The organism is Streptomyces sp. JNUCC 64 (genome assembly GCF_054484115.1).
Window position 1 is genome coordinate 4924070 of sequence record NZ_CM137015.1, and the last position, 17671, is coordinate 4941740.

General features: G+C 73.5%; 15 protein-coding genes. 12 read left to right on the plus strand and 3 right to left on the minus strand.

What is annotated here, in order from left to right; all coding sequences use genetic code 11:
* Positions 1-11: 11 nt before the first annotated feature.
* Both ACVWNX_RS20485 and mqnP read left to right on the plus strand, forming a co-directional pair.
* On the plus strand, positions 12-1463 hold the full coding sequence (locus ACVWNX_RS20485; protein ID WP_454408876.1) for a menaquinone biosynthesis decarboxylase: 1452 nt from the start codon (positions 12-14) through the stop codon (positions 1461-1463).
* A gap of 46 nt (positions 1464-1509) precedes the next feature.
* A complete protein-coding gene (gene mqnP / locus ACVWNX_RS20490; RefSeq protein ID WP_454408878.1) occupies positions 1510-2433 on the plus strand; it encodes a menaquinone biosynthesis prenyltransferase MqnP in 924 nt (307 codons plus the stop codon).
* 589 nt (positions 2434-3022) lie between these two features.
* Here the strand turns inward: mqnP and ACVWNX_RS20495 are convergent.
* The gene (locus tag ACVWNX_RS20495) at positions 3023-3625 is read right to left on the minus strand and encodes a rhomboid family intramembrane serine protease (RefSeq protein ID WP_454408879.1); all 603 of its coding nucleotides are present in this window, start codon (positions 3623-3625) and stop codon (positions 3023-3025) included.
* A 940-nt stretch (positions 3626-4565) separates the two neighbouring features.
* Here ACVWNX_RS20495 and ACVWNX_RS20500 point away from each other — a divergent pair.
* From ACVWNX_RS20500 to ACVWNX_RS20530, 7 genes are all read left to right on the plus strand, one after another.
* Positions 4566-5255: a UbiX family flavin prenyltransferase gene (locus ACVWNX_RS20500; RefSeq protein ID WP_454408881.1), complete on the plus strand. Its 690-nt coding sequence runs from the start codon at positions 4566-4568 to the stop codon at positions 5253-5255.
* 161 nt (positions 5256-5416) lie between these two features.
* A complete protein-coding gene (locus ACVWNX_RS20505; protein ID WP_454408882.1) occupies positions 5417-5872 on the plus strand; it encodes an Lrp/AsnC family transcriptional regulator in 456 nt (151 codons plus the stop codon).
* A gap of 109 nt (positions 5873-5981) precedes the next feature.
* Positions 5982-7145, plus strand: a complete 1164-nt coding sequence (gene mqnE / locus ACVWNX_RS20510; RefSeq protein ID WP_454408884.1) for an aminofutalosine synthase MqnE — start codon at positions 5982-5984, stop codon at positions 7143-7145.
* Between the two features lie 192 nt (positions 7146-7337).
* Complete coding sequence (locus ACVWNX_RS20515) at positions 7338-7862, plus strand: GNAT family N-acetyltransferase (protein ID WP_454408886.1); 525 nt, start codon at positions 7338-7340, stop codon at positions 7860-7862.
* Between the two features lie 172 nt (positions 7863-8034).
* The gene (locus tag ACVWNX_RS20520; protein ID WP_454408888.1) at positions 8035-8394 is read left to right on the plus strand and encodes a DUF4229 domain-containing protein; all 360 of its coding nucleotides are present in this window, start codon (positions 8035-8037) and stop codon (positions 8392-8394) included.
* A 535-nt stretch (positions 8395-8929) separates the two neighbouring features.
* Positions 8930-10285 carry a dicarboxylate/amino acid:cation symporter gene (locus tag ACVWNX_RS20525; protein WP_454408890.1) on the plus strand — a complete coding sequence of 452 codons (1356 nt, stop codon included), beginning with the start codon at positions 8930-8932 and terminating at the stop codon, positions 10283-10285.
* Positions 10286-10438: 153 nt separating this feature from the next.
* Positions 10439-12076, plus strand: a complete 1638-nt coding sequence (locus ACVWNX_RS20530) for an alpha/beta hydrolase (protein ID WP_454408891.1) — start codon at positions 10439-10441, stop codon at positions 12074-12076.
* A 209-nt stretch (positions 12077-12285) separates the two neighbouring features.
* Here the strand turns inward: ACVWNX_RS20530 and ACVWNX_RS20535 are convergent, their stop codons facing one another.
* The gene (locus ACVWNX_RS20535) at positions 12286-12489 is read right to left on the minus strand and encodes a cold-shock protein (protein WP_351246629.1); all 204 of its coding nucleotides are present in this window, start codon (positions 12487-12489) and stop codon (positions 12286-12288) included.
* A gap of 478 nt (positions 12490-12967) precedes the next feature.
* On the opposite strand from ACVWNX_RS20535, the gene ACVWNX_RS20540 reads away from it, so the two are divergent.
* Positions 12968-13879 carry a menaquinone biosynthetic enzyme MqnA/MqnD family protein gene (locus tag ACVWNX_RS20540; RefSeq protein ID WP_454408893.1) on the plus strand — a complete coding sequence of 304 codons (912 nt, stop codon included), beginning with the start codon at positions 12968-12970 and terminating at the stop codon, positions 13877-13879.
* A gap of 367 nt (positions 13880-14246) precedes the next feature.
* On the opposite strand, the gene ACVWNX_RS20545 is transcribed toward ACVWNX_RS20540, so the two are convergent.
* Complete coding sequence (locus ACVWNX_RS20545) at positions 14247-14915, minus strand: hypothetical protein (RefSeq protein ID WP_454408894.1); 669 nt, start codon at positions 14913-14915, stop codon at positions 14247-14249.
* A gap of 839 nt (positions 14916-15754) precedes the next feature.
* Between ACVWNX_RS20545 and ACVWNX_RS20550 the strand changes: the two genes are divergently transcribed.
* Together ACVWNX_RS20550 and mqnC are read left to right on the plus strand one after the other, a co-directional pair.
* Positions 15755-16399 carry a prepilin peptidase gene (locus ACVWNX_RS20550; RefSeq protein WP_454408895.1) on the plus strand — a complete coding sequence of 215 codons (645 nt, stop codon included), beginning with the start codon at positions 15755-15757 and terminating at the stop codon, positions 16397-16399.
* Positions 16400-16466: 67 nt separating this feature from the next.
* The gene (gene mqnC / locus ACVWNX_RS20555; RefSeq protein ID WP_454408896.1) at positions 16467-17666 is read left to right on the plus strand and encodes a cyclic dehypoxanthinyl futalosine synthase; all 1200 of its coding nucleotides are present in this window, start codon (positions 16467-16469) and stop codon (positions 17664-17666) included.
* The last annotated feature ends 5 nt before the right edge of the window (positions 17667-17671 follow it).

The window sequence follows — 17671 nt, forward strand, 5'->3', positions numbered from 1 at the left end:
TACTGGACAGCATGGCTTACGACGATCTCCGGTCTCTGCTCAGGGCGCTCGAACGCGAAGGCGATCTCAAGAGGATCAAGGCGGAGGTCGATCCGTACCTGGAGGTCGGCGAGATCGTCGACCGGGTGCAGAAGGCCAAGGGTCCGGCGCTGCTCTTCGAGAACGTCAAGGGCTCCTCGATGCCGCTGGCGATGAACGTCTTCGGGACGGACCGCCGACTGCTGAAGGCCCTCGGACTGAAGTCCTACGCGGAGATCACCGAGAAGATCGGCGGGCTGCTGAAGCCGGAGCTGCCCAACGGCTTCACCGGGGTGCGGGAGGCGTTCGGCAAGCTCGGCGCGATGTCCCACGTGCCGCCGAAGAAGGTCAAGGACGGCCCGGTGCGCGAGGTCGTGCTGAAGGGCGACGAGGTCGACCTGGACGCGCTGCCCGCGCTGTTCACCTGGCCCAAGGACGGCGGCTCCTTCTTCAACCTGGGGCTCACCCACACCAAGGACCCCGAGACCGGGGTGCGCAACCTGGGCCTCTACCGGCTCCAGCGCCACGACAAGCGCACCATCGGGATGCACTGGCAGATCCACAAGGACAGCCGCAACCACTACCAGGTGGCCGCCCGGCGCGGGGAGCGGCTGCCGGTCGCCATCGCCTTCGGCTGTCCCCCGGCCGTGACGTACGCCTCCTCCGCGCCGCTGCCCGGGGACATCGACGAGTACCTGCTCGCCGGGTTCCTCCAGGGCAGGCGGGTGGAGATGGTGGACTGCGAGACGGTCCCGCTCCAGGTCCCGGCGCAGGCCGAGGTGGTGCTGGAGGGCTGGCTGGAGCCGGGGCGGACGCTCCCGGAGGGCCCCTTCGGCGACCACACCGGGTTCTACACCCCGCAGGAGGACTTCCCGGCGCTCACCATCGACTGCGTCACCATGCGCCGGCGCCCGCTGCTCCAGTCGATCGTGGTCGGCCGCCCGCCGACCGAGGACGGTCCGCTGGGCCGCGCCACGGAACGGTTCTTCCTGCCGCTGCTGAAGATCGTCGTCCCGGACATCGTGGACTACCACCTGCCCGAGGCGGGCGTCTTCCACAACTGCGCGATCGTCGCGATCGACAAGAAGTACCCCAAGCACGCCCAGAAGGTGATGCACGCCATCTGGGGCGCCCACATGATGTCGCTGACCAAGCTGATCGTGGTGGTGGACGCCGACTGCGACGTCCACGACCTGGAGCAGGTCGCCTGGCGGGCGCTCGGCAACGTCGACTACTCCCGGGACATCAGCCTGGTCGAGGGGCCGGTGGACCACCTCGACCACGCCTCCTACCAGAAGTTCTGGGGCGGCAAGCTGGGCCTGGACGCCACCCGCAAGCTCCCTGAGGAGGGGTACACCCGCGACGGCGGCTGGCCCGAGATGGTCTCCTCCGACCCGGAGACGGCCGCCAAGGTCGACCGCCGCTGGAAGGAGTACGGACTGTGAGCCGTACGCACCGCGCCGCCCGCCCGCGTCCGGGCGGGGGCCGCTGATGTCGGCGGCCGGGGGCGTCGCCGCCGGGACGGGTCCGGCCGGACGGGAGCGCGGCGGGGTCCGCGCCTTCCTGCGGCTGGTGATGATCGAGCACTCGGTGTTCGCGCTGCCCTTCGCGTACATGGCGGCGCTGACCGCGATGTACCGGGACGGCGGCTCCGTCCAGTGGACGACCCTGCTGCTGGTCACCCTGGCGATGGTGGGCCTGCGGACCTTCGCGATGGCCGCCAACCGGATCATCGACCGCGAGATCGACGCCCGCAACCCCCGCACGGCGGGCCGGGAGCTGGTCACCGGCGCGGTGTCGGTGCGCTCGGCGTGGACCGGGGCGGCCGTCGCGCTCGTCGTCTTCCTCGGCGCCGCCGCCCTGCTCAACCCGCTCTGTCTGGTGCTCGCCCCGGTCGCGGTGGTGCCGATGGTGGTCTATCCGTACGGGAAGCGGTTCACCCACTACCCGCACGCGATCCTGGGGCTGGCCCAGGCGATGGGTCCGGTCGGCGCGTGGCTCGCGGTCACCGGCTCCTGGTCCTGGGACGCGGTGCTGCTGGGTCTCGCGGTCGGGATCTGGATCGGCGGCTTCGACCTGATCTACGCCTGCCAGGACGTGGAGTCGGACCGGGCGCACGGGGTGCTGTCCTTCCCGGCCCGGTTCGGGGTGCCCGCCGCGCTGTGGGGGGCGCGGGTGTGTCACGCGGTGACGATGGCGCTGTTCGTCTGGTACGCGCTCGCCACGGACGGGGGGGTCTTCCTCTGGCTGGGGCTCGGGGTGGTCGCGGTGGCGTTCGGCTACGAGCACCGGGTGGTCCGGCCGCACGATCTGTCCCGGTTGAACCGGGCGTTCTTCACCGTCAACGGGCTGATCGGGATCGCGCTGTTCGCCTGCGCGCTGCTGGACCTGGTGGCGCGGGGCCTCACCGTCTGACCCCGCGCCCCGCCTCCCCACGCGGTACGTGGCCCCTGCGGGGCGCCCGGGGCGTAGGTCCGCGCGGGTCCGCGGTGGCCGTTCGCGCGGTTCCCCGCGCCCCTGAGGGGGTGCCCGCCTGGGCCGGTGGGTCCGTGCGGGTGCGTCGTGGCTGTTCGCGCAGTTCCCCGCGCCCCTACGGGGGCTGCCCGCTTGGGGTCGTGGTCCTCTGCGGGCCGGTGGGGGTTGGCCGCGCAGTTCCCCGCGCCCCTGGCGGGGCGTCTCTGGCGGGGCGCTCCTGGCGGGGGTGCTGGCTGGGGCGTGACCCGGGTCCGGGGCGCCCCGTAGGGGCGCGGGGAACTGCGCGAGGAACCACGATGGAGCCGAGGAAGACAGCGCACCGTTCGAGGCAGGACCTGGGGGCGCGGGGAACCACGACGGAGCGAAAGAAGGCAGCGCACCGTTCGGGGCAGGGCCTGAGGGGCGCGGGGAACTGCGCGAACGGCCACGACGCACCCGCGCGGCACCGACGGCGGAAAGCCCCCGGGCCGGGCACGGGCCCCACCCCGGACGGGACCGGCAGGCCCCCGGACCGGGCGCGAGCCGAGGATCAGCCGACGGGACCCCCGTCGGCCCGGCTTCGGCGAAAGACGAAAGCCGCCAGCACGCCCCCCGCCAGCCCGAACAGATGCCCCTGCCAGCTGACCCCGGAGTCGGTGGGCAGCACGCCCCACAGCAGCGACCCGTACAGCACCGCCACCACCACCCCGATGACGAGGTCCCGCACCCGGCGGTCCACCAGGCCCCGCACCAGCAGATAGCCGAACAGCCCGAAGACCACGCCCGAGGCACCGAGGGTGACCGTGCCGGGCGGGGAGGTCAGCCAGACGCCGAGCCCGCTGACCACGATGACCGTGAGGCTCACCCCGAGGAACGTGGCCAGCCCCGCCAGCGCGGTGAGGAACCCGAGGACCAGCAGCGGGACCGTGTTGGACGCGAGGTGGTCCCACCCCGCGTGGAGGAACGCCGCCGGGATGACGTCCCGCAGCTCACCGGCGACCCGGGGGGTGACCCCGTAGGAGTCCAGGGAGTGGCCGAGGACGGTGTCCACCGCCTCCAGGACCCACAGGAACCCGACCCACAGCAGCATCAGCTTCACCGCGGGCAGGGTCCCGGCGTACGCCGAGCCGGGCTTGCGGGTGTCCAGCGCCATGGGTCCTCTTCCCTCCCTGTCCGGTGGTCCGCGGCGGACCGGGTACCGTCCCCTGCCCACGGCGGACCGGGGACCGTCGTCCGTCCCGTGTTCCACGGACCGGTGCCGTGCCGCCCCGCCGGGGCCTTCGTCGCGGCGGGCGCCCCCGCCGGACGCTCCCGGCGCGCGGCGGGCCGCGCGGTCCTCCGGAGACTGCCCAGGGGCACGCCCCCGTGCACCTCCAACGTCCCGCCCGCCGCCCGCGTTCCCCGCCCGTACCGGACCGCTCCCACCCGGAACGCGCCGCCCCCGTCCGCCGGGGCACGCCCCGCCCCGTCCCGGTCCGCCCGCCCGGCCCGCCCGACTCGAACGGTGCGCTGTCTCCTTTCGCCCCGTCGTGGTTCCCCGCGCAGTTCCCCGCGCCCCTCAGGCCCTGCCCCGAACGGTGCGCTGTCTTCCTCGGCTCCGTCGTGGCCGTTCACGCAGTTCCCCGCGCCCCTACGGGGCGCCCCCGACCCGGGTCACGCCCCATCAGGAACGCCCCGCCAGGAGCGCCCCGCCAGGAGCGCCCCGCCAGGGGCGTCCCGCTAGGGGCGCGGGGAACGGCGCGACTAGCCCCCACCGGCCCGCAGAAGCCCACAGCCCGAGCAGGCAGCCCCCGTAGGGGCGCGGGGAACTGCGCGAACAGCCACGACGCACCCGCACGGACCCACCGGCCCAGACGGGCACCCCCTCAGGGACGCGGGGAACCGCGCGGCCAGCCCCCACCGGCCCGCCCGCCCCGGCGCCGGCCTCGGTGCCGGACCCACCCGCCCCGGCCCCCGCCCCGGCCCCCGACCCGGCAGGGTCCGCCCCCGGTGCCGACCCGCCACGGTCCGACCCGCCACGGTCCGCCCCCGGGGCGGACCGCCCCGCCCCACCGGGGGCGGACCGCGCCGGACGGCCGGATAGGCTCGAAGGCGTGGACCAGCCAGAGAAGAGCAGGCGCCCCTGGATCGTGGGGGTGTCCGGCGCGTCGGGAACGCCGTACGCCGCGGCCCTGCTGCGGGCGCTGCTCGCGGCGGGCGAGAGCGTGGACCTCGTGGTCTCCCGCGCCTCGCGGCTGACCCTGCTGGACGAGACGGGGATCTCCTTCCGGGACGCCCACTGGCGCGAGGACCTCGCGCGCTGGCTGGCCCTGGGCGCCGACGGCAAGACCGGCGCGTTCGATCCGCCGTCCCTGGCGGACGTGCGGTACTGGCCCGCCGGGGACCTGGCCGCCGGACCGTCCTCGGGCTCGTACCCGGCCCGGGGCATGATCATCGTCCCGGCGTCCACGGCCTGTGTGGCGGGGGTCGCCCTCGGACTGTCGAAGGACCTCCTCCAGCGGACCGCGAGCGTCACGCTCAAGGAACGGCGGCCGCTGGTCGTCGCGGTCCGGGAGACCCCGTTGAACGGACAGACCCTGCGGCACCTGGTGGCGCTGGACGACGCGGGCGCCGTGGTGCTGCCCGCCTCGCCCGCCTTCTACGCGGGGGCCACCCACATCCAGGACCTGGTGGACTTCGTCGCCGGACGGGCCCTCGACGCGGCCGGGGTGCCGCACGGGCTGTACCGGCGGTGGGACGGGGAGCTGGGCGCCGCGGCGCGGTCCGCGCCCACCACCCCCTGACCCGGGCGGGAGCCGCCGGACCGCCGCTCTCCCGGACCTTCCCGGGGCGGTTCCGGCCATCGGATGCCCAGCAAGTGAGATTCGCAGGGTGTCCGGCTCACGCGCCTTCGATCTCAGACATAAACTCGCGGGACCGCTGAATAATGAAAGGCTTCGGATCTATGGACGCCGTGGACAGGCAGCTCATCCAGGCCCTGCGGGAGAACGGCAGGGCCTCCTACGCCGAACTGGGCCGTCTCGTGGGGCTCTCCGGCCCCAGCGTGACGGACCGGATCAACCGGCTGGAGGCGGCGGGGGTCATCACCGGCTACCGCGCCACCGTGGACTCCGCCTCGCTGGGCCTCGGGGTCACCGCGCTGATCGGCATCTCGCTGTCCGACGCGGCCGACCACGAGGACGTGGCCCAGCGGCTGCGGGACCTCGACGAGATCGAGGACTGCTGGTTCATCGCGGGCGACGACTCGTTCATGCTCAAGGTCCGGGTCGGGGACGTCGACGGACTGGAGAAGACGATCCGTCGGCTGTCGGGCACCAAGGGCGTCTCCCGGACCCGGACCACGATCGTGCTCTCCACCAAGTGGGAGAACCGGGTCGGGGACCTCCCCGAGCAGGTCTAGTCCGTAAGGGACGGCCTGGCACGAGCACGTACACGCACGTACGACACACATCGCACGACAGTCACAGCGGTCGCCGTGGGCGCGGCGGGCAGGCGGGAGAGACAGGGACATGGACGTCGGACGCAAGCGCGAACTGGAGGCGAAGGTCCTCGCCGGGGAGCGGCTGACCCGCGAGGACGGGATCGCGCTCTACGACTCCGACGACCTGGCCTGGCTCGGCGGCCTCGCCCACGAGGTCCGGCTCCGCGAGAACGGTGACGTGGTCCACTTCAACGTCAACCGCCACCTCAACATGACGAACGTGTGCACCGCCTCCTGCGCGTACTGCTCCTTCCAGCGCAAGCCGGGGGAGAAGGACGCGTACACGATGCGCATCGAGGAGGCGGTGAAGCTCGCCAAGGAGATGGAGTCGGAGCACCTGACCGAACTCCACATCGTCAACGGCCTCCACCCCAGCCTGCCGTGGCGCTACTACCCGCGCTCGCTGCGGGCGCTCAAGGAGGCCCTGCCGCACGTGGGGCTGAAGGCGTTCACCGCCACCGAGATCCACCACTTCGAGACGATCTCCAAGCTGAGCGCGAGCGAGATCCTGGACGAACTGATCGACGCGGGCCTGGAGTCGCTGACCGGCGGCGGCGCGGAGATCTTCGACTGGGAGGTCCGCCAGCACATCGTGGACCACCGCACCCACTGGGAGGACTGGTCGCGCATCCACCGGCTCGCCCACGAGAAGGGGCTGAAGACGCCCTCGACCATGCTCTACGGGCACATCGAGGAGCCCCGGCACCGGGTGGACCACGTGCTGCGGCTGCGCGAGCTGCAGGACGAGACCGGCGGCTTCCAGGTCTTCATCCCGCTGCGCTACCAGCACGACTTCGTGGACGTGAGGGACGGCAAGGTCCGCAACCGCCTCCAGGAGCGGACCACCATGGCGACCGGCGCCGAGGCCCTGAAGACCTTCGCGGTCTCCCGGCTGCTGTTCGACAACGTCCCGCACGTGAAGGTCTTCTGGGTGATGCACGGTCTGCACACCGCCCAGCTCGCCCTCCAGCACGGCGCCGACGACATGGACGGCTCGGTGGTCGAGTACAAGATCACCCATGACGCGGACAACTTCGGCACGCCCGCCAAGCTGACCCGCGACGACCTGCTGGAGCTGATCCGCGACGCGGGCTTCCGTCCGGTGGAGCGCAACACCCGTTACGAGGTCATCCGCGAGTACGACGGTCCCGACGCGGGGCGGCGGGAGTCGCCGCAGCCGATGCGGATCTGAGCCGGGAACCGCGAGCCCGGCCCCTGAGCCCCCCGAGCCCCCCGTGCGCGACGAGCGCGCGGGGGGCTTCCGCGTTCCCGGGGTCCGGACCCGACGGCCCGGACCCGGACCCGACGGCCCGGACCGGGCCTGGACGGCCGGTACTCGCGCAGGGTGTCCGAATCCCGCCCACGTAATGGTTAGTATTTATCCATGACCCTTACCTTCGTGACTGATCCCGTCCTGGACGCCGCACTCGGCGAGGAGCTGACCGCGCTCTGGGTGGACGTGTCCAACGCGGGCGGCGCGGTGGGGTTCGTCCCCCCGGTGACCCCGGAGCACGTCCGGCCCGAGGTGACCAAGCACTTCGCCGCCGTGACCGAGGGGCGGTCCCGGATGCTCACCGGCCGCGACGAGCGGGGCGCGCTGGTCGCCGTCGCCTTCCTCACCCTCAACCAGCACCAGCTGATGGCCCACTGGGCCTGGCTCTACACGGTGATGGTCCATCCCGGCCATCAGGGCGCCGGACACGGCCGCGCCCTGATGGCCGCCGCCGCCGACCTGGCGCGTGTGACGCCCGGGCTGGAGGCCGTCCGGCTCAGCTGCCGGGGCGGCCTCGGGCTGGAGCGGTTCTACGCGTCCTGCGGCTACCAGGAGGTCGGACGGGTGCCCGGGGCGGTCCGGGTGGCGCCCGGCGACGACCGGGACGAGACGGTCATGCTGCTCGCGCTGGCCTGAGCGACCCCGCCCCGCGACCCCGCCGCGCCTCGGTCCGGAGGCGGTCCCGGTCCGACCGGCCGGGTGGTCCCGGCCCGGCCGCGACGACCCGGCCGAGGGGCCCGCCGGGCGGAGTGCTTCACTGGGAGGGGCGCGGGGACGCGCCCACCGCCGGATACGGAAGAGTCGGATCATGCTCCGCTACACACTGATGCGCCTGGGAATCTTCGTGGCCTGCTTCGCGGCAGTCTGGGGCTTCGTCTACGCGGGTCTGCTGCCCCGCGGGCTCGGTGACTCCAACGGGCTGTGGATCCTGCTGCTGTCCCTGGTGATCTCCGCCCCGATCAGCTTCGTGGTGCTGCGCGGCCAGCGGGACCTCGCCTCCGGGCAGATCGTCGCCCGGGTGGACCGGGCGAAGGCCGGGTTCCAGCGCTCCGCCGACCAGGAGGACCACCTGATCGACGAGGCCGAGGCCGACGCCGTCGAGGCCGCCCGCGCCACCGGGACCGCGAAGGCGTCCAAGGCGCCCAAGGCGTCCGGAGCCGCCGGCTGACCGCCCCGCACGGCTCCCCGCGCCCCACGGGGGCGTGAGGTACGTCTCAGGAGAACGGGCCGGACCCCCGCGATCGCGGGGGTCCGGCCCGTTCCATGTGGTGTGCGCGCGGGGGGTGTTGGGGACGATGAGGGCATGGAACCGAGAGCGCGGTGCCGGGTGCTCGGGTCAAAGCGGGGCTTTGAGGGCCTCAAAGGACAAGTGTTAACGTGTGCGGCATGAAGTCCACCGCCGCGCGCCGCTCCGTCATGGGTCAGTCGCCCGTGACCACCACGGGCGTCCCGCTCGTGGCGCGCCTGCACGTGGACCTGTGTCGCTGTCTGTCCGCGGCCTGTCGCCAACCGCTCGTGGCCTGTCGCCGCTTCTGAGTTCCCCGCCGGACGCGTCCCCCGACGCGCCCGCGCCCCGAACCGCGCGACCGCCGACCCCCCAGGCGCTCCCCGCCCTCCCGGGAACACCCGGGCACCCGTTCCCGCAGGGCAGCGCCGCGCTCAGTACAGCCCCGTCCCCTTCACCCCCAAGGGAGTGTGTCCCTGTGTCCGTCCCCGCCACGAACGCATCGTCGAAGCCGGAACGCCCGGCCTCGCGGCGGTTCCCGGTGCCCTTCTGGGCACAGATACTCCTCGGCCTCGTACTCGGCGTGCTGCTCGGCTGGGTGGCCCGCGAGTTCGACGTCTCCTGGCTGCTCACCACCCTGGAGAAGGTCGGCGGCATCTTCGTCGGGCTGCTGAAGCTCGCCGTGGGCCCGCTGGTGTTCTTCGCCATCCTGGTGTCGATCACCAACCTCCGGAAGGTCAACAACGCCGCCCGGCTGGCCTCCCGCACCCTCCTCTGGTTCATGATCACCTCGCTGATCGCGGTGGGCATCGGCCTGGTCATCGGTCTGGTGACCGACCCCGGCTCCGGCACCGGCCTCACCCCCAAGGACGGCGGGGAGCCCAAGGTCACCGGTTCCTGGATCGACTTCCTCACCGGACTCGTCCCGACCGACGTGATCACCCCGTTCACCGAGCTGAACGTCCTCCAGATCGTCTTCCTGGCCGCCGTCGCCGGTATCGCCGCCCTCAAGCTCGGTGACCGCGCCAAGCCGATCCTCAGCCTCAGCGAGGCCGTTCTGGAGCTGCTCCAGAAGGCCCTGTGGTGGGTCATCCGCCTCGCCCCGATCGGCACCATCGGCCTCATCGGCTACGCCATCGCCACCTACGGCTGGGACCTGATCGCCGACTACGCGGTCTTCACCGCCGACGTGTACATCGGCTGCCTCCTGGTGCTGTTCGGCGTCTACCCGCTGCTGCTCGCCGTGGTCGCCAAGGTCAACCCGGTCCAGTTCTTCAAGGGCGCCTGGCCCGCGATCCAGCTCGCGTTCGTCTCCCGCTCCTCCGTGGGCACCATGCCGCTGACCCAGCGGGTCACCGAGCGCCTCGGCGTGCCGAAGGAGTACGCGTCCTTCGCGGTGCCGTTCGGCGCCACGACCAAGATGGACGGCTGCGCCGCGATCTATCCGGCCATCGCCGCGATCTTCGTCGCGGAGATCTTCAAGGTCGAGCTGGGCATCACCGACTACCTGCTCATCGCCTTCGTCTCGGTGGTCGGCTCGGCCGCCACGGCCGGTCTGACGGGCGCCACGGTCATGCTGACCCTGACCCTCTCCACCCTGGGCCTGCCCATGGAGGGCGTCGGTCTGCTCCTGGCGATCGACCCGATCGTGGACATGATCCGCACCGCCACCAACGTGGCCGGTCAGGCGCTGGTCCCGGTACTGGTCGCCGCCCGCGAGAACATCCTCGACCACGACGCGTACGACAACGCCTCCGCGTCCCCGGTGGACCGGGAGCCGGTCGGCGTGAGCGACACCCCGCGTGACGGCGGTCCGGCACCCGCCGTCGCCTGATCCACCCTCCGGCCTCCGGGCCGTCCAGTCCCCGCGGGGGCCCGCAGCTCACCGGCGGGCCCCCGCGGGCGTTTCCGGGGCCGGGGCCCCGAGACGCGGATCCCGGGCCTGGTCACCGGGCGGGAGCGGGGGCGCGCTCCTATGGTGAGGGGAGTGCTCCTTCCCCTGGAGGGCGCGATGGGCGTGTCCGGCGCGTCGCGGGCCAAGACCGCGGCCCTCACCATGGCGCTGCTCGCGCTGGCCGTCCCGGCGAGCGCGAACGCGAGCACCACGGCGACGGGGACCACGGCGGCGGCGGTCTCCGCCGACCTCGCGGAGCCGTCGCGGTTCCGCGACCAGCGTCCCGTCTGGCACCCCTGCGCGGACCTGCCGTTCAACCCGGAGGACATGACCTGCGCCGAGGTCACCGTCCCCGTGGACTACGCCGATCCCGGCAAGGGCACCCTGGAGATCGCGCTGGCCAGGATCGCCTCCACCGCCGAGGAGCCCCGGGGTTCGCTGCTGCTGAACTTCGGCGGTCCCGGTGACCCGGGGATCAGCACGCTCGCCGCGTTCGGCCGGACCTTCAACGAGTTCACCAACGCCTACGACGTGGTCACCTTCGACCCGCGCGGGGTGGGCCGCAGCTCCCCGGTGAGCTGTGCCGACAGCCCGCCCCCGGTGTTCACCGGCGGCGAGGACCCGGACGCGGTGATCCGCGAGGCCGACGCCCACTACGCGCTGTGCCGCGACGCCTCGGGGCCCGTCCTGCCGTACACGGGGACCGTGAACGTCGCCCGCGACCTCGATGTCATCCGGCAGGCACTCGGCGACGAGAAGCTGTCCTACCTGGGCTTCTCCTACGGGACCCGGCTCGGCGCGGCCTACGCGGCCGAGTTCCCGCACCGGGTCGGCCGGATGGTCCTGGACGGGGTGGACACCCTCACCGAGCCGCTCGTCGAACAGGGCCTGGTGATCGCGGAGGGCCGACAGACGGCCCTGGACGACTTCGCCACCTGGTGCGCGACCCGCCCGGACTGCGCGCTCGGCGACGACGCCCGGGAGGCCAAGCGGAGCGCGGCCCTGCTGGTCGACCGGATCGAGGCCGAGCCGATCACCCTCTACGACGGGTCACTGTTCACCGCGGACACCCTGGTCGCGGCCCTCTCGGCGGCCCTCTACAGCCGGTCCACCTGGCCCTCCCTGGCCCAGGCCCTGAACACGCTGATCCGGGACGACGACCCGATCCCGCTGCTGGCGACCGCGATGCCCGTCCCGGTCGCGGCGGACGGCGGACGGGACAGCGGCCCCCGGGCGGCGCCCGAGCCCCCGCCGCCGGTTCCGGCGGACAACGCCGAGGCCGCGCTGACGGCCGTGAACTGCGCCGACGACCCGGACCGGCTGACCGCCGAGGACCTCACCGGGGACGCGTACGCGCGGCTGCTGGCCGACTACACCGCCGCGTCCCCCGTCTTCGGCCCGGCGCAGCTGGGGCAGGTGCTCCAGTGCGCGGGCCATCCGCCGGGCAGCGACTTCATCCGCTCGATCCACGACGTGCCCACCCCGCGCCTCCTGCTGGTCGGCACCCGGGGCGATCCGGCGACGCCCTACCGCTGGACGGTGGAGACCGCCCGTCGGCTGGGCGACCCCGCCGTGGTCCTGGACAACCGGGGGGAGGGGCACGGCGGCTACGTCTCGTCGACCTGCGTACGACGGGTGGTGAACGCGTTCTTCCTGGAGGGGGACCTGCCGGTGGGGGACCGCTCCTGCCCCGCCGATCCCGGGGACCCGGTCGGCCCGCCGGGGACCTGAGGCCCGTCCGGGCGTCCGAGGTCCGGCCGGGCGCCTTCCGGCCACCCTCCGGCCGTCTGAGGACCCCCGGGACCCCCGGGACCCCCGGACCCGGCCCCGGACAGGCAGGAGCCCCGCCTCCCGTCGCGTCTTGCGACGCGGGGGAGCGGGGCTCCTTGGGTACTGCTATCCGTTCCGGATCGTCCCCGGGCTGCGCCCGGGAAACCCCACTACAGCGGGGTGACGTTCTCCGCCTGCGGACCCTTCGGGCCCTGCGTGACGTCGAAGCTCACGGCCTGGTTCTCCTCGAGGGAGCGGAAGCCGGACGAGTTGATCGCGGAGTAGTGGACGAAGACATCGGGGCCCCCGCCTTCCTGGGCGATGAAACCAAAGCCCTTTTCGGCGTTGAACCACTTCACGGTTCCGGTAGCCATAAGCCCTCCTTGGGCCAAAGGGTTGCCCTGCTCCAGAACCTGCTGTTGTAACAACTGCAAAAGTCTGAAAACGACGAAAGCCTGCGGGTCACATGCTCCGCAGGCTCTGTACTGCAAGGGAAACCAAACTGCAACTTGCGTTGAGCTTAGCACGGTGTTCGTGGAAAGCGATAGAGGCCAAGATCACGTCACCCGGATGTTTGAGCCGGGGTGTCCGCCTTGACGGCGCCTCGGCGGCGGGGAGCCCTGGGCGGAGCGGTCCGTGACCCGGTCCGGGGTGCGGTCCCGGAGTGGGCGGAAGCGGTCGGGGGCGCGGTCGCGGGGGTGGTGCCGGGGCGGCGCGAGGGCGCTTCCCGGTGGGTGACGCGGACCGGTGCGGGGTCGCGGGTGCTCCCGGAGGGCACCCGGTGTGGTGCGGCACACCGTACCGGGCGCCCCCCTGCGCCCGTCGCACGCCCCCGGGGGCTAGCCTCGCGATGTGGACAATTCTCCCGTCGCGCCCCCGCCCGCCCCGGACCTCGCGCCGGACTCCGCGGCGCGGCCCGGCGCCGGCCGCGTCCGGCCCAGGGTCGGGCACATCCAGTTCCTGAACTGCGTCCCCCTCTACTGGGGGCTGGCGCGCACCGGGACCCTCCTCGACCTGGAGCTGAGGAAGGACACCCCGGAGAAGCTCAGCGAGCACCTGGTGGAGGGGCGGCTGGACGTCGGCCCGATCACCCTGGTCGAGTTCCTCAGGAACGCCGACGACCTGGTCGCGCTCCCCGACATCGCGGTGGGCTGCGACGGGCCGGTGATGTCCTGCGTGATCGTCTCCCAGCTGCCCCTGGACCGGCTGGACGGGGCCCGGGTCGCCCTCGGCTCCACCTCGCGGACCTCGGTGCGCCTCGCCCAGCTGCTGCTGGCCGAGCGCTTCGGGGTGCGGCCCGACTACTACACCTGCCCGCCGGACCTCGGCGTGATGATGCAGGAGGCGGACGCGGCGGTGCTGATCGGGGACGCGGCGCTGCGGGCCCACCTCCACTACGCGCCCCGGCTCGGGCTCCAGGTCCACGACCTGGGGACGCTGTGGAAGGAGTGGACGGGGCTGCCCTTCGTGTTCGCCCTCTGGGCGGCCCGCCGGGAGTACCTGGAGCGGGAGCCGGAGACCGTGCGCCAGGTGCACAAGGCGTTCCTCGCCTCCCGTGACCTGTCGCTGGACGAGGTCGCCAAGGTCGCGGAACAGGCCGCCCGCTGGGAGGCGTTCGACGCGGAGGTGCTGGAACGGTACTTCCGCACCCTGGACTTCCGGTTCGCCGCCCCGCAGCTGGCGGCGGTCGCCGAGTTCGCCCGCCGGGTGGGCCCCACCACCGGCTTCCCGGCGGACGTCCGGGTACGGCTCCTGGACTCCTGAGACGGGCTCCCGAACGGGGTCCCCGAAACGGGACCCGGCGGAACCGGACGGTACCGGCTTTCCCGGGGAAGGCGTGCCGATTCCGCGTGAATCGCTTTAGCCATCCCAAAGCGCCTGGGAATTCGACGGGACGTCACCGCGATTTCGCCGTCCGGTCACCCGTCTCCATCGAGCCCGGAGCGGAGAACGACCGGTCCCGTTCGACCGGTCCGTTCTCCCGCGCCGATGCCTCCGTCAAATGCGCGACATTTGCGGGATCAACGAGCTGCGGGCGTCAACCCGTTTTACCGCGCGGCCTGTTGGGGGTTCGTCCGGTCTTTGGCGAGTGCCCCCCGAAAAGGGGCGCGCGCGGCTGTGAGGGGGGCGCTCAGGGCGCGCAGGTCTTCTCCCCGCGTTCGGTGGCGAGGGAGTGCGTCCGCCATACGCCCCGGTCGCTGAGGCGCAGCCGGAGGTCGTACCGGACGTGCGCCTCCGGGCCGCGCGGAGGCGCGCCCGTCCCGCCCGACGCGCGGTCCCGGGGGAGCAGCCCGGACTCGTCGGCGCAGAAGGACAGCGAGGCGAACCCCTTCCGGGGGGCGTCCGGGTCCGGGACGGGCATCGTCAGTTCCGGGTCGTGGTACCGGACGGACCCGGTGGGCCGGGTGCCCGTCGCCGCGCCGTCGCGCACGTACGCGCGCACCGCCGAGAGGGCGTCCCCGGCGAAGAAGAACTCCACCGCCCCGGTCGTCGCCCGCCCCCGGACCAGCGCGTCCAGCACCGCGCCCTGGGCCTGGCCCGCGTCCCCCAGCACCAGGTCCTTCGCGGAGTCGCCGGTGACCCAGCCCTCGTACCGCTCCGTCAGATCACCGGGCAGGACGATGTCGGGGCGGACCGTGTTCACGGGGGCGCTCGCGGTGGGCGCGGTCGCCGCGCGGGAGGCGCCCGGCGTGCCGGACGGGTGCGCGGCCCGTTCACCGGAGCCTCCCCCGCACCCCGTCGCGGCCAGGGACAGCGCGAGGGCGAGGGCCGTGAGCCCGGTCCGCGCGGTGGGCCCCACCGGCCGCCCCCGGCCGGGGCCCGGTCCCGCTGGTCCTGCCAGTCGCACTGGTCCCGCCGGTCCTGCTGGTCCCGCTGGTCCCGTTGGTGTCGCGCCCACCCGCCGTCTCCCCTCCGGTGCCGCCCGTCCCCGTCCGGTCGGGCTCGTGGACGATGACGGCGGTGGTCCGTACACGGTTCCGGGTCCGGCCCGGGGCGCTACCACTGGACTTCGGCCAGGAGGCGGGGAGTTCAGGCCACCGTCCCCGTCCGGCCGGGTGGCCGGTCCCCCGGCGGATGGCAGGCTGGGGGCCGCACGGTCCGACGCGACCCGCGTCCCTCCCCGCCGCCAGGCGGACCGGTGGACCCGGCGTACGGAACGGCAGGACACCGGGCGGCGGGGCGTCGAGCGGCGGGGTGCCGCTCGGCCGTCGCCCCTCGGGGCGCGGAACGGCGCGCCCGACCGGCGCGATGGACCGGGGAACGGGGGAACGGGACATGGGCGGCATGGGCACGGACGCGGGCGCGGTGGCCGTGACGGTGGGCGCGGCGCTGTGGGGCGCCGCCGCCGGGACGCTGGTGCCCCGGGCCGCGTACCGGCTGGCGGTGGAGCCCGGCGACCCCTGGCGGGCCGACTGCCCGCACGGCCGCCCGCTCGCCGCCGGGGCGCGCGGCTGGCTCGGCCCGGCGCGGTGCGCCGGAGGCCGGGCGGTCCGGGAGGTCCGGTCGGTCCGGTCAGTCCGTCCGGACCGATCGAGTCGGGCGGACCAAGCGGACCAAGCAGACCGGGCGGGTCGGGCGGACCGGGCGGACCGGGCAGGTCGGGCGGACCGGGCAGGTCGGTCGGACTGGGTAGACCAGGTGGACCGGTCGGATCGGGCGCGGTGGGCCGGGGGCCGGGACAGTCGGCCGGGTCCGGCCCAGCCCGGCCGGACCGGACCCGCGCGCTGCGCCGACGGCCGGTTCGGACCCGGCACCCCGACGGCCGCCCTGCTGACGGCGGCCGTCTGCGCGCTGCTCGCGGCGGCCACCGGACCGCGCCCGGAGGCCGTCGTCTGGCTGCTGCTCGCCCCGTTCGGGGTGCTGCTGGCGCTGGTCGACCTCGCGGTGAAGCGGCTGCCCGACGCGCTGACCCTGCCGCTCGCCGCCGCCGTGCCCGCGCTGCTCGGGGCCGCCGCCCTGCTGCCCGGCCGCGCGGGCGACTGGCCGGGCGCGCTGCTCGGCTCCCTGGCGCTGGGCGCGGGCTATCTCGTCCTCTTCCTGGTGAACCCGGACGGCATGGGCTTCGGGGACGTCAAGCTGTCCCTGGCGTTGGGCGCCGCGCTCGGCTGGTACGGCTGGGGCGCGGTGTTCCTCGGGACGTTCGCCGGGTTCCTCCTGGCCGCGCTGTACGGGGCCGCGCTGGTGCTGCGGCGCCGGGCGACCCGGCGGACCGCGATCCCCTTCGGACCGTTCCTGCTGACCGGGGCGCTGCTCGGGGTCCTGCTGGGCGGGTACGGGGCCTGACGGTGCGGCGCGGGGCCGGGGCGTAGGCTGGGGCGGACCGCCCACCACCTGCGAAAGGGACGACCCGGTGACCGAGAAGGCCGGCCTCCAGCCCATCCTCGACCGCGCCGCCGCCGGTGGCCGGATCACCCCCGGGGAAGCCCTCGACCTGTACCGGGACGCGCCGCTGCACGCCCTGGGCGCCGCCGCCGACGCGGCCCGGCGGCTGCGCTACGCGGGCACCGAGCACATCGCGACGTACATCATCGAGCGGAACATCAACTACACCAACGTCTGCGTCACCGCGTGCCGGTTCTGCGCCTTCTACGCGGCCCCCAAGGACAAGGACAAGGGCTGGACCCGCGACCTCGACGACATCCTGCGCCGCTGCGCGGAGACGGTCGAACTGGGCGGCACGCAGATCATGTTCCAGGGCGGTCACCACCCCGACTACGGGGTCGAGTACTACGAGCGGCACTTCGCCGCGATCAAGAAGGAGTTCCCGCAGCTCGTCATCCACTCCCTCGGCGCCTCCGAGGTCGAGCACATGGCGCGGATCTCCGGGGTCTCCGTCGAGGAGGCGGTCACCCGCATCCACGCGGCCGGGCTCGACTCCTTCGCCGGGGCCGGGGCGGAGCTGCTGCCCGCCCGGCCGCGCAAGGCGATCGCCCCGCTCAAGGAGAGCGGCGAGCGCTGGCTGGAGATCATGGAGATCGCGCACGGGCTGGGCGTGGAGTCCACCTCCACCATGCTGATGGGCACCGGCGAGACCAACGCCGAGCGGATCGAGCACCTGCGGATGATCCGGGACGTGCAGGACCGGACGGGCGGCTTCCGGGCCTTCATCCCGTACACGTACCAGCCGGAGAACAACCACCTCAAGGGCCGCACCCAGGCCACGATCTTCGAGTACCTGCGGATCATCGCGGTCGCCCGGCTGTTCTTCGACAACGTCGCCCACATCCAGGGCTCCTGGCTGACCACCGGCAAGGAGGTCGGCCAGCTCTCCCTGCACTACGGGGCCGACGACCTCGGCTCGATCATGCTGGAGGAGAACGTGGTCTCCTCGGCCGGGGCGAAGCACCGCTCCAACCGGCTGGAGATCATCGACCTGATCCGCAAGGCCGGACGGGTCCCCGCGCAGCGCGCCACCACCTACGAGCACCTCGTGGTGCACGACGACCCGGCGCACGACCCGGTCGACGAGCGGGTGCAGTCCCACATCTCGTCCACCGCCATCGCGGGGGGCACCGCCCACCCGGAGCTGAAGCTCCTCCCCACCGACTGAGGCGC

What these genes read in the sequence shown, in the direction of transcription:
- ACVWNX_RS20515 (WP_454408886.1), top strand. Translation starts at nt 7,338, where the DNA reads ATGACCCTTACCTTCGTGACTGATCCCGTCCTGGACGCCGCACTCGGC.
- mqnP (WP_454408878.1), top strand. Translation starts at nt 1,510, where the DNA reads ATGTCGGCGGCCGGGGGCGTCGCCGCCGGGACGGGTCCGGCCGGACGG.
- ACVWNX_RS20535 (WP_351246629.1), bottom strand. Translation starts at nt 12,489, where the DNA reads ATGGCTACCGGAACCGTGAAGTGGTTCAACGCCGAAAAGGGCTTTGGT.
- ACVWNX_RS20485 (WP_454408876.1), top strand. Translation starts at nt 12, where the DNA reads ATGGCTTACGACGATCTCCGGTCTCTGCTCAGGGCGCTCGAACGCGAA.
- ACVWNX_RS20505 (WP_454408882.1), top strand. Translation starts at nt 5,417, where the DNA reads ATGGACGCCGTGGACAGGCAGCTCATCCAGGCCCTGCGGGAGAACGGC.
- ACVWNX_RS20520 (WP_454408888.1), top strand. Translation starts at nt 8,035, where the DNA reads ATGCTCCGCTACACACTGATGCGCCTGGGAATCTTCGTGGCCTGCTTC.
- ACVWNX_RS20495 (WP_454408879.1), bottom strand. Translation starts at nt 3,625, where the DNA reads ATGGCGCTGGACACCCGCAAGCCCGGCTCGGCGTACGCCGGGACCCTG.
- mqnE (WP_454408884.1), top strand. Translation starts at nt 5,982, where the DNA reads ATGGACGTCGGACGCAAGCGCGAACTGGAGGCGAAGGTCCTCGCCGGG.